The organism is Mesorhizobium sp. M7A.F.Ca.US.002.01.1.1 (assembly GCF_004022955.1).
Lineage (GTDB): Bacteria > Pseudomonadota > Alphaproteobacteria > Rhizobiales > Rhizobiaceae > Mesorhizobium > Mesorhizobium ciceri.
This window is the reverse complement of record NZ_RZQE01000106.1, coordinates 1-15,272: the sequence shown is the minus strand read 5'-3', so window position 1 is coordinate 15,272 and position 15,272 is coordinate 1. Positions and strand designations below refer to the sequence as shown.

Sequence of the window (15,272 nt, the reverse complement as noted above, 5' to 3'; positions counted from 1 at the left end):
CCGAAACGTGCCAGCATTGTCGACGGCAACAAATCCTCATCGCCGGGCATAGTGGCCAATGTCGGTTGCGAACTCGAGAAACGCGGGGCCGGGGCCGGGCGCTCAAATGCACCTGCCGTCACAGAGGCGTTGCGTGCCCGATTGTGCGGGTGGTGCTTTGCCTCTTGCAGCGACAGAACGGGTGCAACGCAGGCATCGGTTTGCGCGAACAACCGGTCCCAGTCGTCGCGTGGTTTCTGCCGGATCCGATCGGCAATGGCGGCGCGCATCGGCGGCCACAGGGCCTTGTCGTACTGGCCGGATGCAAAGCGCTCGTCGAGCGGCAGCAGCCTGGCGAATTCGGCGAAGAATTGCGGCTCGAGACAGCCGATGGCGATATGGCGTCCGTCCGACGTCTCATAGGTGTCGTAGAACGGGGCGCCGGAATCGAGCAGGTTCGCGCCACGCTTATCGCTCCACAAGCCGGCCGCCATCAAGGCGTGCAGGGGCACCGCCAGCATCGAAGCGCCATCGACCATCGCGGCGTCGATAACTTCACCCTTGCCTGTGCGCGAACGTTGGAACAGGGCGGCCAGCACACCGGCAACCAGCATCATGGCGCCACCGCCATAGTCTGCAACGAGGTTGAGCGGCGTGACGGGACGGCCGCCGGCATGGCCGATGGCGTGCAGCACGCCGCTATAGGCGAGGTAGGTTATGTCGTGGCCGGCGCGGCCGGCGAGCGGGCCGTCCTGGCCGAAGCCGGTCATACGGCCGTAGATCAGCGCCGGGTTACGCGCCAGCACCGTTTCCGGGCCGAGGCCGAGCCGCTCCATGACGCCCGGACGAAAGCCTTCGAGCAACATGTCCGCCTTTTCGGCAAGGCGCAGCAACAGATCGGTGCCTTCACGGCGCTTCAGGTCGAGGCGCAGCACGGCGCGGCCATGGCGGTCGATGTTATACTCATCCGGCAGCGGCAGGAGCTGGCTCGTCCCCGCCCGTTCGATACGCAACAGTTGCGCGCCCATCTCCGACAGCATCAGGCCGGCCAGCGGCACGGCGCCGAGCCCGGCCATCTCGATCACCTTCAGCCCGGTCAGCGGACCGGTTTTAGCGGCAGCGGACAGGCCGGCGCTCATGACCGGTTTATTTCGGCGCCATGCGAATGGCGCCGTCGAGGCGAATGGTCTCGCCGTTCAGCATCTGGTTCTCGATGATGTGCAGGGCGAGAGCGGCATATTCGGACGGTTCGCCCAGGCGCGACGGGAAGGGCACGGCGGCGCCCAGTGAATCCTGCACCTCTTGCGGCATGCCGGCCATCATCGGCGTCTTGAAGATGCCGGGAGCGATGGTGCAGACGCGGATGCCGGAACGGGCAAGGTCGCGCGCCACCGGCAGCGTCATGCCGACGACGCCGCCCTTGGACGCCGCATAGGCGGCCTGCCCGATCTGGCCATCATAGGCGGCAACCGAAGCGGTGTTGACAATGACGCCGCGCTCGCCGCCCGGCAGCGGCTCGAGCTTCGACGCGCGTTCGGCGACGAGGCGGATCATGTTGAACGTGCCGATCAGATTGACCTCGATCACCTTGCGGTACTGATCAAGCGGATGGGGACCATCCTTGCCGATCGTCTTCACGCCGATGGCGATGCCGGCGCAATTGATCAGGATACGCGGCTCGCCAAGCTTGGCGGCGACGTCGGCGAGGGCAGCAGTCCCACTGTCGGCGCTGCTGACGTCGCATTGGACGGCAATACCGCCGATCTCGGCCGCGACCTTGGCCGCGCGGTCAATACCGACATCGAAGATGGCGACGCGGGCTCCCTTGGTGGCCAGCGCGCGCGCCGTTGCCTCGCCAAGGCCGGAGCCGCCGCCGGTGACGATCGCGATCTGGCCGTTCGGGTTCATGACGTCATCCTTTGATCTCAGGAACAGTGGACGGATCAGGCGCCAGATCGATGGGAAAGGTCAAGCCATCGCCGCGGTAGGATCGGTCACCCTGGCCTGATCGGCGTGGCAGACCTCGCCCAAGAGCCTGGCGACCGCGCCCGGCGCGATCTCGTGCGACAGCAGCCGGTCGAGGTCGACGGGGCGCGGCATCGAAATCTGGCCGCGCGGAATCCGCTTGAAACCGAGCGGCCCGTAATAGGGCTCGTCACCGACCAGCATGACGGCAGGTGCGCCGGCCCGGGCAGCGGCCTCGAGCGCGATCGCCACCAGCCGGCGGCCGATGCCGAGATTCTTGAAGGCCGGCCGCACGGCGAGCGGCCCGAGCATCAATGCGCGGCCGGCACCGGCGGCGATGCGGGTCATGCGCACCGAGGCGACGACGATGTCGCCATTGACGGCGACAAAGGACAGCGAGCGCTCGTGCCCTCCGGCCTCACGAATCTTGTAGGCGGCCAGCACAAAGCGGCCGGGCCCGAAGGCTTCGTCGTTGATGGCTTCGATCTCGGGGTCGTGCGCCGGGGTTTCCGGCAGGTATTTCACGTCGGCAAGGCTCATGGTCTTTGCGGTCCGGTACAAGGAGGAAAGGTTGCTGCAAACGGCAGCATTCGCCAGTCAGCGCTTCATCAAGCGCGGGCGCCCTTTCGTCGTCGGTCAAACCGGATCAAAGCAAAGTCGAACATGCGGATTGTCCGCTAGCATCAATTTCCCGCCGCTGCAATCGGCCGTTTCTGTCCGTCATTTCGGCCAAGTGACGGTCTGTTCAGCACCTGACGTCTTCGACAGGGCAGCCTTGCGCCTACATCAACCAACAGGACGCAAGGAGATTCGCATGGGATTGCTGGTCGAAGGAAGATGGCAGGACCGCTGGTACGATACGGCGGACAATGGTGGCAGGTTCGTGCGGGCGCAGTCGCAATGGCGCGACTGGATCACCGTTGACGGGGCGCCTGCCGAAGGCCGGACGCGCGGTTTCAAGGCCGAGCCCGGCCGCTATCACCTCTATGTCTCGCTTGCCTGTCCGTGGGCCCACCGGACGTTGATCTTTCGCGCGCTGAAGAAGCTGGAGGGCATCATATCGGTGTCCGTGGTGCATCATTTCATGGGCGCCAACGGCTGGACGTTCGTAGCTGAGGACGGCGCCACGGGCGACACGCTCTACGGCCTCGACTTCCTGCACCAGATCTATGCCAAGGCCGATCCCGCCTATTCGGGCAGGGTGACTGTGCCGGTGCTGTGGGACAAAAAGGAGCAGACCATCGTCTCCAACGAGTCTTCCGAAATCATCCGCATGCTGAATTCAGCCTTCGATGAATGGGGCGACGCCAGCTTGGATTTCTATCCGAAGGCGTTGCGCGGCGAGATCGACCGCATCAATGCGCTGGTCTATCCCGCCATCAACAACGGCGTCTATCGCGCCGGCTTCGCCACCACGCAACGCGCCTATGAAGAGGCTTTCGGCGAGCTGTTTTCGGCGCTGGATACGTTGGAGGAGCGGCTGGCAAAACAGCGCTATCTCGTCGGTGGTCGTATCACCGAGGCCGACTGGCGGCTGTTCACCACGCTGGTGCGCTTCGATCCGGTTTATGTCGGCCATTTCAAATGCAATCTGCGCCGCATCGCCGACTACCCGAACCTGTCCAACTATCTGCGCGATCTCTATCAGGTGCCTGGCGTGGGCGGGACGGTGAACATGCATCACATCAAGGCGCATTATTACGGCAGCCACCAGACGATCAATCCGACGCGGATCGTGCCTGTCGGACCGGATCTCGATTATGGCGCACGGCATGACCGGGCGCGCTTCGAGAAAGCGGCGGCCTGATCTACCAGTAGGGCGAGGGCTGCTCGCCGTCAAAAACCTCGGCGATCCGGCGCAGCGTCGCCGGCGTCGTGCCCTGCGGCAAGCGGTCGAGCGGGAAGAAGCCGGCTTCGGCGATCTCGTGGTCCGGCAGCTTCGGCGCCGTCTGGCTGAAATGCTCGAGCAGATAAAAGCCGACATGGTCGCGGTGGCTGGAGCGGCGGTTGAAATGCATCGATTTGAGCACCGGCGGGGCGGTCAGAGCGATGTTGCCTTCCTCGGCCAGTTCACGGGCCAGCGCCTCGTTCATCGTCTCGCCGACTTCGACGCCGCCGCCGGGAAGCTGCCAACCCGGTACATAGGTATGGCGAATAAGGAAGACGGATCTGGACGCTGTGTCGTGGATCAGGCCGCGCACGCCAAGCGTCATCGGCCTCCGCAGCACGAAATAGAGATGGAACAGCCTGGCCCTCAACCCTGGCCAGCCGGTCTGGCGGAAGGCATCTTCAGGGCTCGTCATTGATAGCGAAACCGTGGGTGGAAAGCCGCGCGCGGGTCGCCTATGAAGGTTGTATGTTCAGGCTCGCGCATATTTCCGATGTCCATCTGGGGCCGCTCCCCGATGTATCCTATCGCGATCTCGCCTCCAAGCGCGTGCTCGGCTATGTCAACTGGCAGCGCAACCGCCGCCGCCATATGCATGATGCGGTCATTGACACGATCGTCGCCGACATCAAGGCGAACACGCCTGATCACCTCGCCGTCACCGGCGACCTGGTCAATCTGGCGCTCGACGGCGAGATCGAGATGGCCAGGCACTGGCTGGAGACGCTGGGGCCGCCGCATGATGTTTCGGTCGTTCCGGGCAATCACGACGCCTATGTGCCGGGCGCCTTCGACAAGGTCTGCCGGTCCTGGGCGGCGTGGATGAGCGGCGACGGCGTCAACACGCCGGTCGACCGCAACGCCTTCCCCTATCTGCGTGTACGCGGCAATGTCGCGCTGATCGGCGTCTCGACAGCGCGCGCCACGGCACCCTTCATGGCCAATGGGTTTTTCATGGAAGGCCAGGGGGATAGGCTCGGCAAAATCCTCCAGGACACTGCCGGACAGGGGCTGTTCCGCGTCATCATGATCCATCATCCGCCGGTGCGCGGCGCGGTCCCGCAGCACAAGCGGCTGTTCGGCATCGCCCGCTTCAACAAGATCATTCGCCGCCATGGCGCCGACCTTGTGCTACACGGCCATTCGCATCTGCCGTCGCTGTTCTTCATCGGCGGTCGAGGCGTCAGGATCCCGGCGGTCGGTGTCGCTGCCGCCGGCCAGGCGCCGGGTGGCAAGCACCCGGCGGCGCAGTATAATCTGTTCGACATCGACGGTGAAAAGGGAAACTGGCGGATCCGGCTGACACGGCGCGGCCTGACCGGGCCGTCCATACCGCCATCCGATCTGCAGACGGTGGAGCTTGGCGCCGAGGCCGCTATGGCCGCAAATTGACAACCATGGCCACGATGCGGTCCCAGAACAGGACGACCGACACCACAAGGCCGACCAGTGCGCCGGCAGCGACCAGGCCAAGCCCGGACAGAAGGGCCGACCAGCGTTTGCCGCGCTCCGTCGCGCGCAGCGGCGGTTCGGCTTCTGGCACATACGCACGTTTCAGGCCGGCGACGGCGGGTTCGACGCCGCCTTCCAGCATCCTCTGACGCTCGACGATGCGCTCGGCGACATAGCGCGTCACGGAATCGGCAACCGATTTCATCTCAGTGGATTCGGCAAGCACCACCCGGCCGATGCGGGTGTCCTTGAGGAAGCGATAGGTGCGGCGGTCGCGCCCCATGGCGACATGGCTGATGGCGTCGATCCACAGGCGCGGCTGCAAGCCCGACGAGACGACAAAGTCGAAATTGTCCATGTCGGCCGGAACATCGGCAAAAACCGGCGCCAGCTCGGCGGCAAGCAGATCGAGACGCATGCGATGCGCCTCGCGCATGTCGACGACGACATCGTCGCGGTCGGCGAAGGCATTTTTGACATCACGGATGGCATCGGACAGTTTCTTCGACTGGTCGATGGTCTTCTCGCCTGCTTCCTTCATCGGCGTCTGCCTCGTGGGTTTGGTTAACACTGGGTTAACACAGCCGCCAGCAAAATGCACTGGCGAGATCGACGGCGTCGGGATGCTCAGGAGGGTCGTCGTGCGCGAAAAGGTCAGCTTGCTGCGGCGGCGAATTTCTGGCGGTGCGGCCTGGCGCGGCGGCTGGTGTTGCGGCGAATGATCTCGGCAACGAGGTCGGGTGCTTCCTCGGCCAGCATATGGCCCGCCTCCAGCACGTGGTGCACGTGAAAATGCGCCGGCAGGTCATCCGCCTGGGTAAAGGGCAGCACCGCATCGCTGGTTCCCCATGCCACCATTACCGGCATGTTCAGCCGATCGAGGCGATCGTGCGGGATGACGCCTTGCCGATCGTCCACGGTCATGGCGGCCGCGATCCCGACCAGCTTTTCGAGTTGGCCGGGTCGCCTGCGCATTTCCCAAAGGATGTCCACCGTATGTTCGAGCGGCAGGGCAGAAGGTCCCGACATCACGGAGAGGCAGGAGCGGATCTCGGACCGATCCGCGGCTTCGGCATAGCGGCGCAACAGCGGCCCGTTGATTTCGGGGCCAAGGCCGCCCGGTGCCAGAAGCGTCAGCGAGGCTATCTTTTCGGGCTCGGCCAGCGCCATCAGCGCCGCCACGGCACCACCCATCGAGTGGCCCACGAGATGAACGCGCTTCAGCCGACGCTCCGAGAGGTCGGTCAGCACGGCCTTAGCCGCCACCCTGGCCGGACCGGCGGCGGGAAAGTCGAGCGACATCCCATGCCCAGGCAGATCATAGGCCAGCGTATGCGTGGAAGGCGTCAGGGCGGAAATCACCTCGCGCCATACATCGTGGCAGCCGCCGAAACCGTGCAGCAGGACGATGGCCTTCGAGCCAACACCCTCTTCGGCGGCAAAAAGTGATGCGGTCATGAAAGCTGATTTTTTGTTATTGCAGAATGCGCGACACCAATCGTGGCTGAATTGCTCCTAGTCCGACATGATGACCAGTAAAATTTTCGCGATTTGTACGGTTGTGTACAGAACTTGGGGATCAACCGGCATTCGGCGATCGAAGCGCAGTAAACCCATCGGGACACGGCGCAGCCAGTCCGCGGACGTCGATGGTGTCAGCTCGGGCTGCCGAGCCCGGCAGCGCGCAGTGCCTGAACCAGCCGGTCGGTCAGGTCGGCCGGATATTTCCGCTCGACGAAAGTCGCCCGCGGATCGGCGGCAAATTTGGGGAACTCGGTGGTCAACTGTTTCAGCAGCGTGCTCACCAGATGGTCCTGTCCGGCAGCCTTGGCGCCGATCAGCCGTGCCGCCAGATAGTGTGATTTCGTTGCCGTCGTTCTCAGTGCCATGCTGGCCGCGACTGCCTTGTTCGTGTCGCCGAGCATGAGCTCACCGACGAACAGCCCATAGTCCCACCATGTCGGGTGTCCGCTGAAGGTCTCCGCCGCATGATCGAGGATCGGCGTTCCCTCGGCGTATCGTCCGGCGAAGATCAGCCCGTAGCCGTAAGCGGCGGCCATGCCGAGATCGTAGGGGTTGAGTTCATAGGCCTTGCGCATCCAGCGGATTGATTCGTCCGTATTGCCGAGGCGCGAACTGACATAGCCGTAGGCGCGATGCGCATAAGGGCTGGTCGGACCCATCTGCACGCCGCGATGGGCAAACTCGACGGCTGTTTCAATCGTCGCGTTGGGCGGATAGGCGTAATGATCGGACACCGCCTCGAGATGCAGGGAAGCAAGTTCCGAATAGACGAGCGAGGACTTGGTTCCACCATTGGCCAGCTTCTCGAGGCAACGATAGGCCGCCTCATGGGTCCTGGCGTTCTGGTCGAGGTAATATTTGCCGTTGAGCAGCAGGCACTGCGTCAGACCGTTTGGCGTGCCGGTCTGCTCGATATAGTTGTAGATGGTGCCGGAGGCGGGGAGTGCCGAGCTCAGCATGTCGGCAATACGGTCTTCGACCGCCGCAGGTGCGCTGTCGGCAGGGGTGAGATTGCGCGATAGAAGCACCCGTCCGGACGCCATGCTTTGCAGTTCTATCGTGATATCGCCCGCGTCCGGTCCGGGCAGGATGTCGAATATGAAGCTCGCAGCGTCGTCGGCTGGATCGTTGACGGTGTCGCGGCCGATGAAGTCGATCGTATCGAAGCCACTCAGGCCGGCGCGCAGCGATGCGGCGACACGGCTGGCGTCGGAGCCGTCAGCCTTGAGTCCGATATAGACTTGCGGCAGGGCGTCAGCCCTTGCCGACGATGTGATGCTTGCGGTTGCGCCAGCGGTCTCCGGCGTTGCCGAGATGTCGCCGCCTGCCAGCAAGGCAGTGCTGCCCTGGCGAAGAATCAGTACGCCCAACATGGCGATGACCAGCGCGATCGCCATCCAGAAAAAGCGGAGATGGCGCGCCACCGAGGGGGCAGGCGAAGTCGGTACGGAAGTCAGAGACATCGCCTCCGGCGTGCCCGTGCCGGCTTCGTTTGACCGATCGGCGGATGCGGCGCCGTCCAGCCTGAGTTCGGGAACAGCCTCGGCAATATCCGGCAGGCGGATCGCATTCGATTCATAGGCAGGAACATAGCCGCCGCGCGGAATGGCGATGCGGACCGGTTCGGCAATTCCCTCATTGGCGAAATAGTGCTGCAGAAGCTCGCGCAGCCTGCCTGCCTGCACCCGCACCACGGCATCGGTGGACGGGTCGAAATCGCCGTCCTTGCCGAAAACATCCATGGCAATGGAAAAGCCCTTGAGCCTGTCGGCTTCGCCGGCCTGTTCACGTTCGACAAGATAACGTAGCAGCTTGCGCGCGCGTTCGGATCGGCCGAACGTTTGGCTGGCAAGCAGTCGCTCCAGTGTCTCGCGCACTGCGGGGGCGGCAGGCGTGGCATGCTGCAAGTGTCGATCCTCTCGAAGTCGGCACAGGTTGAGGCGCGATCATATAGGTCCCGCACCACCACACAAGTATACACCCCATTATGCGATCACGTACCCACCGGATAATTCCGCGGTGGTTAACGGCCCGAAAGGTCGGAACCGATCACCAGATTGGGACGGTTCCGATCTTTGTTCCCGTCGGGCGTCAGCCGGCTTTTTTGCCGACGATACGGTTGGCGGCGGACATCACTGCTTCCAGCGAGGCAGCGACGATGTTGGTGTTGATTCCGGCGCCGAACAGCTTGCCGCCGGGATATTCCATCTCGACATAGGAAATGGCCGACGCGTTCGAGCCGCGCTGCATCGAGTGCTCGGAATAGTCGAGCACCGACATCTCGACACCGAGATGACGTGACAGCGCATCGACGAAGCCGTCGATCGGGCCGGTGCCTGTGCCCGATATCGTCAGTTCCTTGCCGTTGTCGAGGATGACCGCCTCGACGACGCGCCGGCCCTTGATCTCGGTGCTGGGATAGGTGTGGTGATCGAGGAATTTCAGCCGCGCGCCGGGCTGGTCGACATAGGTCTCGAGAAAGCGATCGTAGATGCGCCTGGCCGGCACTTCCTTGCCCTCGGCATCGGTGATCGCCTGGATTTCCTGGCTGAACTCGATCTGCAGGTTGCGCGGCAAATTGAGGCCGTAATCGGCCTGCAGCACATAGGCGATGCCGCCCTTGCCGGACTGCGAATTGATGCGGATGATGGCTTCGTAGCTGCGTCCGACATCGGCCGGGTCGATCGGCAGATAGGGCACTTCCCACAGGCTCGTATTGGCCTTCTTCAGCGCCTTCATGCCCTTGTTGATGGCATCCTGGTGCGAACCGGAAAAGGCGGTGTAGACGAGTTCGCCGACATAGGGGTGGCGCTCGGGGATCTTCAACTGGTTCGAATATTCATAGACGTCCTTCATCCGGTTGATGTCAGAGCAGTCGATCAACGGATCGACACCTTGCGTGTACATGTTCAGCGCCAGCGTGACGATGTCGACATTGCCGGTGCGCTCGCCATTGCCGAACAGCGTGCCTTCGACACGGTCGGCGCCGGCCATCAGGCCGAGCTCGGTGGTGGCGATGCCGGTGCCGCGGTCATTGTGCGGATGCAGCGAGACCAGCAGGTTCTCCCGGTTGTCGAGGTTGCGGCACATCCACTCGATGCGATCGGCATAGATGTTGGGTGTCGACATCTCGACCGTCGAGGGCAGGTTGATGATCAGCTTGTTGTCAGCGGTCGGCCTGACGATCTCGGTGACGGCGTTGCAGATCTCCAGCGCCACTTCCAGCTCCGTGCCGGTAAAGCTTTCCGGCGAATACTCGAAACGAAAGCCTCCGCCGGCCTTGGCCGCCATGTCGGTGATCATCTTGGCGGCGTCGGTGGCGATCCGCTTGATGCCGCCGACGTCCTTCTCGAAGACGACGCGACGCTGCAATTCGCTGGTCGAATTGTAGAAATGGACGATCGGGTTGGTGGCGCCCTTCAGCGCCTCGAAGGTGCGGGTGATCAGCTCCGGCCGGCACTGCACCAGCACCTGCAGCGAGACATCGGCGGGTACGTTGCCTTCCTCGATGCACCAGCGGGCAAAGTCGAAATCGGTCTGGGAGGCCGACGGGAAGCCGATCTCGATCTCCTTGAAGCCCATGTCGAGCAGCAGGCCGAACATGCGTGCCTTGCGCTCATGGCCCATAGGATCGATCAGCGCCTGGTTTCCGTCGCGCAGGTCGACCGAGCACCAGATCGGCGCCTTGTCGATAACCTTCGAGGGCCAGGTGCGATCGGTGAGACCGACGGTCGGATAGGGCTGATATTTGCGGGCTGCGTCGGGCATGCCTTTGGCCGAATCCGTGTCGGCTACCGCGGCATCGGAGCGGATCTCTTCTCGTGCGTTCATCGTCGTTTCTCCCGGCGGCTCATGGATCCACCTTCAGGTGGATTGATGGCGAGCGGCGCCTTTACCAGAATTTCGTTCGCTTGATGTGATTGCCAAGGAGCATGCGCTTGCGCGGCGGTTCGACCGCCGGGCGCTCCTTCAGCGAACCCGGCGATCGCCGATAAGGCCGAGAAGAAGCAGGGTCGAAGCCAGCGCGCGCACGGTCTCGCCGGAAAAACCGGTCGGACGGGAAGCGTTGCTGGCGCGCGTGTTCATGGCGGTTCTCTTACAGGAGCGGCTTGTGGGAGGCAAGTGGGCCGCGGGCCGTGTCGTAAGCACATGAGTTGTCCGGATTAGCACGTGAGTTGTCCGGTTTTATCGCCAGCGAATGGAGGCTGGGGATGAAGCGGGCCGCAGGCCGTGCAGGACAACGAATCCGGGTTAACGGGCTTCGGAGCCTTTGCCGGCGCGTTGGCCGACGAAGCGTCAAACGAAAAACCCGCCTGTTCGGCGGGTCACTGGCGCAAATCAGCACCATGGATGAAAATGTACCTTAGCTGAGGGCAGGGAGTCAAGAAAAAATTCCTATCATTAAAAAACTTTCGGCACAAAAGCTGCCAACACCGCCGAACTGACTGCCGCCGCCAGGCCTTTGTTCAGCTGAGTTCGGCAGGCCGTGTCGTAAGCAGTCGTCCGGATTAGGCAGCAGATGAGTTGTCCGATTTGTCTGCCGGCTGGTTGAGACGGGCGGCACCCCGACGCGCGTGCTCTTCCCCAGGCGCGGCAAATGGGCCAGACTTGGGCGACGGGTTGCGATGTCCAGTCACCGGGAGGGGTCGTCCATGAATTTCGTGTTCTTCTCGCCGCATTTTCCCGCCAATGGCGCGGATTTCTGCGACCGTTTGAAGAAGGCCGGGGCCAGGGTGCTCGGTATCGGCGACGCGCCCTATGACGCGCTCGACGCCAAGCTGAAGGCGGCGCTCAGCGAGTACTACCGTGTCGCCGACATGGAGGACTATGATCCGGTGTTCCGGGCAATGGGGCATTTCATCCACAAGTGGGGCCGCATCGACCGCTTTGAATCGCTCAACGAACACTGGCTGGAGCTGGAAGCCAACATCCGCACCGATTTCAACATCTACGGCACCAAGCTCGATTTCGTGAAGAACCTGAAGCGCAAGAGCCGCATGCGTGCCTTCTTCCGCAAGAGCGGCGTCGACACCATCGCGCAGCGCAAATGTTCCGACCGCGCCGGGGCCATGACCTTCATCCGGCGCGTTGGCTATCCGGTGGTGGTCAAGCCCGACAGCGGTTCCGGCGCATCGAACACCTTCAAGATCTCCAACGCCAAGGAGCTCGACCAGTTCTTCCGGGACAAGCCCGAGGACGTGACCTTCGTCATGGAGCAGTTCATCGAGGGGCTGGTGGTGACCTATGACGGGCTGGTCAACCGCGACGGCGAGGTGGTGCTGGCGGCCAGCCACCGCTACGACCAGAGCGTCATGGAGGTGGTCAACAAGGACCGCCACATGAGCTATACCTGCTTTCCCAGGATCAACCCGGCGGTCGAGGAGGCCGGTCGAAAGATCCTGAAAGCATTCGACGTGCGGGAACGCTTCTTCCACATCGAGCTGTTCGAGACCAAGGACGACCGTGTCATCGCGCTGGAGGTCAACATGCGCCCGCCCGGCGCGTGGATGACCGATGCGATCAACTATACGTTCGACATCGATGTCTATGCGGCGTGGGCCGACATGGTGGTCAGGGATGCCGCCGGCGGCCCTTACGAGGGCAAATATTTCACCGCCTATGCCAGCCGCAAGCGACGCCTCCACTATTTGCACAGCCATGAGGACGTGCTAGCCGCGCACCGCGACAAGATCGTCCACCATCAGGCCATCGAAGAGGTTTTCAGCCGCGCCATGGGAAATTACGCCTACCAGATGCGCTCGAAAGACGAAGCAGCGCTGCGCGAAGCGGTCGCGTACATCCACGCGGAAAAGGCGTGAGGCGATGGACATTTCCTATCACAAGAATTTCTCGAGCCAACTCGGCCGCGACATGGAATACAAGCGCTACGGCCATGCCGGCCGGCCGGTGGTGGTGTTTCCGACCTCGCAGGGCCGGTTCTACCAGTTCGAGGATTCCGGCGGGGTGGGCGCACTGGCCGAATTCATCGACACCGGCCGCATCCAGCTGTTCACGGTCGACGGCGTCGATTCGGAATCCTTCTTCGACAAGCATGCCGACGCGGCTCATCGCATTGCCCGCCACGAGGCCTATTTCCGCTATGTGCGCGAGGAAGCGCTGCCGGACTTCCTGTCCACGGCCGAGCAGGCCAATGGCGGGCGCAAGCTGAAGCCGCTGTTCTCGGGCTGTTCGATGGGCGGCTATCACTCCTCGAACTTCGTCTTCCGCTTTCCCGAACTCGCCAGCGGCGTCATCGCGCTGTCGGGCGTCTATTCGGCCCGCGATTTTTTCGGCAGGGCGCTCGAGGGCGACATTTTCTACAACTCGCCGCTGGACTATCTGCCCGGCATCGTCGATCCCAAACTGCTGGCCCGGCTGAAGACGCTCAGGCTGATCTTCTGCTGCGGGCAGGGCGCGTGGGAAGAGCGGATGCTGGTCGAGACGCGCAGGTTGGAACAGATCCTGCGCGACAAATCCATTCCCGCCTGGGTCGATTATTGGGGCGGCGATGTCAGCCACGACTGGCCGTGGTGGCACAAGCAACTGGTCTATTTCTTCGGCCGTTGGCTGGATGAGGACCTGATGCACAGGCTGGATTGATAGCGAGGCCCGTCCGCTGACGGCTACCCTTTCTGGCATGCCGGCAGGGCGGCGGTTTCGCGCTCGGAAGCCGATACGCGACGCAGGCCAAGGAAGACGACAAGGGCGGTGACGACGGTGATCGCCGCCAACACGATCAGCAGCCTGTCGAACGCCGTCTCGTAGGCCTGGACCAGAACAATGGCTCCGGCTTGGGGCAAATGTTGTGCTGCTTCGCCGAGATTGCCGGTCACCAGCAACTGGGCTGCCGCCGCTGCGTCCGTCGAAGATGCCATTCCTTGTGCGGCGAGCTGCGCGGCGGCAAAGCCGGAAAGCGTCGCCATGACGATCGCCAGCGCCACACCCTCGCAGGCGACGCGGGTGGTGTTGAAGATGCCGACCGCCATGCCGGCGCGCTCCCTTGGCACGACGCTGACCGCAAGCCCGTCCATCAATCCCCAGGGCAGAGCGATGCCGACGCCGATCAGCATCAGCGGCGCCATCAGCGCACTATCGACCGGTGGTGTCAGGCTCAGCCAGACAAGCCCGGCGGCAGCGACGAGCAGGCCGACGCCGCAGATGGTGGCCGGTGCGATCCAGCGCGCCAGCTGGCCGGCGAGCATCGGCAGGATCAGCAGCGGACCTGAGAGGCAGATCATCAATTGCCCGGCCTTGATCTCGTTCATCCCTTCGATGCCGATGAAACGGATCGGCAACAGGACGAGCAGGACGACGAAGGCGTAAGCGGGTGCCGCAGCCAGGAACTGGACGCCGACGAAGCGGGGGTAGGCAAACAGCGTGAGATCGAGCATCGGCCGTTGTGCTTGCCGCTCGACAACGACGAAGGCGACAAAACAGATGATAGAAGCGGCCAGAAGCGTGACGACGAGGGGATCAGCCCAGCCGCTCTGCGGCGCCTGGAGCACGCCATAGGTCAGCGACGCCAGCGCGATCGTGAAGGTGCCGGCTCCCGCCCAGTCGAGGCCCGTCGCATCCGGGTCGCGCGATTCCCTGATGGTGCGCAGGCCGAGCATGGCGGCGGCAATCGCGAGTGCCACAACCAGAAGAAAGATCGACCGCCAGCCGAATGCGGAGATGAGCAGGCCCGACGCGATCGGGCCGAAGGCGAGGCCGATGCCGAAACTGGTGCCGAGGAAGCTGAAGGCGCGCAGCCGCAATGGCCCTTCGAATTCCTGGGCGAGTGCCGAGGCGCCGCCAGCGAAGGCGGCCGCACTGCCGATCCCCTGCACGGCCCGGAAGATGTCGAACCAGATGATGTCCGGCGCCAGCATCGCGCCCAGTGATGCCAGGATATAGAGGGAGAGGCCGACGAGGAAGAGGCGCTTGCGGCCGTGGTTGTCGGCCAGGGCGCCCGACGCCATCAGGGTGGCGCCGAAGGTCAGCATGAAGGCGTTGGTCACCCAGTTGAGCTCGATGGGACTGCCGCTGAGATCGGCCGCGATGCGCGACAGAGCGACGGCCGGACCGGTGAAGGTCAATGGCATCGTCATCGCGGCAAGGCACACGGACAAGAGCACGAGCCATCTCTCGGCAGAGCCGGTTGTGGTCCTGGAAGTCATGGATTTTCCTATCTGAAACAGCACTCGCCGGTGGGCCGCGATTGCGGAGCCGGTCGTGATGACAAGATAGGTCGTCGGCATTTCAGGAAAAATGGTGTTATATCTCCTGGTATATCGGACTGAAACGCTCGAATGGAATGACACGATGGATCGTCTCAACGGGCTCCTGGCCTTTGCCCGCACCGCCGAATTCGGCAATTTCGTCGCTGCCGGACGGGCGCTTGGCATCTCGGCTTCCGCTGTCGGCAAAAGTGTCGCCCGGCTTGAGCAGGAACTCGGCGTGCGGCTCCTGCAGCGCAGCACGC

The 15,272-nt window shown here is 63.3% G+C and carries 14 protein-coding genes; 5 read left to right on the top strand and 9 right to left on the bottom strand.

Annotated features, from left to right (window positions below):
• From EN932_RS13430 to EN932_RS13420, 3 genes are all read right to left on the bottom strand, one after another.
• The coding region (locus tag EN932_RS13430) for a CaiB/BaiF CoA-transferase family protein (RefSeq protein WP_245483278.1) at positions 1–1,118 on the bottom strand (1,118 nt) is incomplete at its 3' end.
• Positions 1,119–1,125: 7 nt separating this feature from the next.
• Positions 1,126–1,887, bottom strand: a complete 762-nt coding sequence (locus EN932_RS13425) for a 3-hydroxyacyl-CoA dehydrogenase (RefSeq protein WP_013529916.1) — start codon at positions 1,885–1,887, stop codon at positions 1,126–1,128.
• A 60-nt stretch (positions 1,888–1,947) separates the two neighbouring features.
• Positions 1,948–2,484 carry an N-acetyltransferase gene (locus EN932_RS13420; protein WP_013529917.1) on the bottom strand — a complete coding sequence of 179 codons (537 nt, stop codon included), beginning with the start codon at positions 2,482–2,484 and terminating at the stop codon, positions 1,948–1,950.
• A gap of 274 nt (positions 2,485–2,758) precedes the next feature.
• On the opposite strand from EN932_RS13420, the gene EN932_RS13415 reads away from it, so the two are divergent.
• Positions 2,759–3,751 (top strand): glutathione S-transferase family protein, encoded by a 993-nt coding sequence (locus tag EN932_RS13415; protein ID WP_064994476.1) that lies wholly within the window; start codon positions 2,759–2,761, stop codon positions 3,749–3,751.
• 1 nt (position 3,752) lies between these two features.
• Here the strand turns inward: EN932_RS13415 and EN932_RS13410 are convergent, their stop codons facing one another.
• Complete coding sequence (locus tag EN932_RS13410; protein ID WP_013529919.1) at positions 3,753–4,247, bottom strand: NUDIX domain-containing protein; 495 nt, start codon at positions 4,245–4,247, stop codon at positions 3,753–3,755.
• 53 nt (positions 4,248–4,300) lie between these two features.
• Between EN932_RS13410 and EN932_RS13405 the strand changes: the two genes are divergently transcribed.
• Positions 4,301–5,224 carry a metallophosphoesterase gene (locus EN932_RS13405; RefSeq protein ID WP_013529920.1) on the top strand — a complete coding sequence of 308 codons (924 nt, stop codon included), beginning with the start codon at positions 4,301–4,303 and terminating at the stop codon, positions 5,222–5,224.
• Here EN932_RS13405 and EN932_RS13400 read toward each other — a convergent pair.
• The 4 genes from EN932_RS13400 to leuA form a co-directional block, all read right to left on the bottom strand.
• Positions 5,208–5,825 carry a hypothetical protein gene (locus EN932_RS13400; protein ID WP_013529921.1) on the bottom strand — a complete coding sequence of 206 codons (618 nt, stop codon included), beginning with the start codon at positions 5,823–5,825 and terminating at the stop codon, positions 5,208–5,210. The two genes, EN932_RS13405 and EN932_RS13400, sit on opposite strands and share 17 nt — an antisense overlap.
• A 113-nt stretch (positions 5,826–5,938) precedes the next feature.
• Complete coding sequence (locus tag EN932_RS13395) at positions 5,939–6,742, bottom strand: alpha/beta fold hydrolase (RefSeq protein ID WP_027162195.1); 804 nt, start codon at positions 6,740–6,742, stop codon at positions 5,939–5,941.
• 197 nt (positions 6,743–6,939) lie between these two features.
• Positions 6,940–8,715, bottom strand: coding sequence for a hypothetical protein (locus EN932_RS13390; RefSeq protein WP_127368846.1), 1,776 nt, complete (start codon positions 8,713–8,715; stop codon positions 6,940–6,942).
• Between the two features lie 184 nt (positions 8,716–8,899).
• Complete coding sequence (gene leuA / locus EN932_RS13385) at positions 8,900–10,639, bottom strand: 2-isopropylmalate synthase (protein WP_127368847.1); 1,740 nt, start codon at positions 10,637–10,639, stop codon at positions 8,900–8,902.
• An 821-nt stretch (positions 10,640–11,460) separates the two neighbouring features.
• Here leuA and EN932_RS13375 point away from each other — a divergent pair.
• The gene (locus EN932_RS13375) at positions 11,461–12,627 is read left to right on the top strand and encodes an ATP-grasp domain-containing protein (protein WP_024504514.1); all 1,167 of its coding nucleotides are present in this window, start codon (positions 11,461–11,463) and stop codon (positions 12,625–12,627) included.
• A 4-nt stretch (positions 12,628–12,631) separates the two neighbouring features.
• Positions 12,632–13,408 carry an esterase family protein gene (locus EN932_RS13370; protein WP_013529927.1) on the top strand — a complete coding sequence of 259 codons (777 nt, stop codon included), beginning with the start codon at positions 12,632–12,634 and terminating at the stop codon, positions 13,406–13,408.
• Between the two features lie 23 nt (positions 13,409–13,431).
• On the opposite strand, the gene EN932_RS13365 is transcribed toward EN932_RS13370, so the two are convergent.
• Positions 13,432–14,967 (bottom strand): MFS transporter, encoded by a 1,536-nt coding sequence (locus EN932_RS13365; protein ID WP_127368475.1) that lies wholly within the window; start codon positions 14,965–14,967, stop codon positions 13,432–13,434.
• Between the two features lie 145 nt (positions 14,968–15,112).
• Here EN932_RS13365 and EN932_RS13360 point away from each other — a divergent pair.
• Positions 15,113–15,272, top strand: a 160-nt coding sequence (locus EN932_RS13360) for a LysR family transcriptional regulator (RefSeq protein ID WP_128368864.1), incomplete at its 3' end; no start/stop codon positions are given.

Excerpts from the sequence above, each read along its gene's own strand:
- EN932_RS13425 (WP_013529916.1), bottom strand. The coding sequence starts at position 1,887 with ATGAACCCGAACGGCCAGATCGCGATCGTCACCGGCGGCGGCTCCGGC.
- EN932_RS13420 (WP_013529917.1), bottom strand. The coding sequence starts at position 2,484 with ATGAGCCTTGCCGACGTGAAATACCTGCCGGAAACCCCGGCGCACGAC.
- EN932_RS13415 (WP_064994476.1), top strand. The coding sequence starts at position 2,759 with ATGGGATTGCTGGTCGAAGGAAGATGGCAGGACCGCTGGTACGATACG.
- EN932_RS13410 (WP_013529919.1), bottom strand. The coding sequence starts at position 4,247 with ATGACGAGCCCTGAAGATGCCTTCCGCCAGACCGGCTGGCCAGGGTTG.
- EN932_RS13405 (WP_013529920.1), top strand. The coding sequence starts at position 4,301 with ATGTTCAGGCTCGCGCATATTTCCGATGTCCATCTGGGGCCGCTCCCC.
- EN932_RS13400 (WP_013529921.1), bottom strand. The coding sequence starts at position 5,825 with ATGAAGGAAGCAGGCGAGAAGACCATCGACCAGTCGAAGAAACTGTCC.
- EN932_RS13395 (WP_027162195.1), bottom strand. The coding sequence starts at position 6,742 with ATGACCGCATCACTTTTTGCCGCCGAAGAGGGTGTTGGCTCGAAGGCC.
- leuA (WP_127368847.1), bottom strand. The coding sequence starts at position 10,639 with ATGAACGCACGAGAAGAGATCCGCTCCGATGCCGCGGTAGCCGACACG.
- EN932_RS13375 (WP_024504514.1), top strand. The coding sequence starts at position 11,461 with ATGAATTTCGTGTTCTTCTCGCCGCATTTTCCCGCCAATGGCGCGGAT.
- EN932_RS13370 (WP_013529927.1), top strand. The coding sequence starts at position 12,632 with ATGGACATTTCCTATCACAAGAATTTCTCGAGCCAACTCGGCCGCGAC.
- EN932_RS13365 (WP_127368475.1), bottom strand. The coding sequence starts at position 14,967 with ATGACTTCCAGGACCACAACCGGCTCTGCCGAGAGATGGCTCGTGCTC.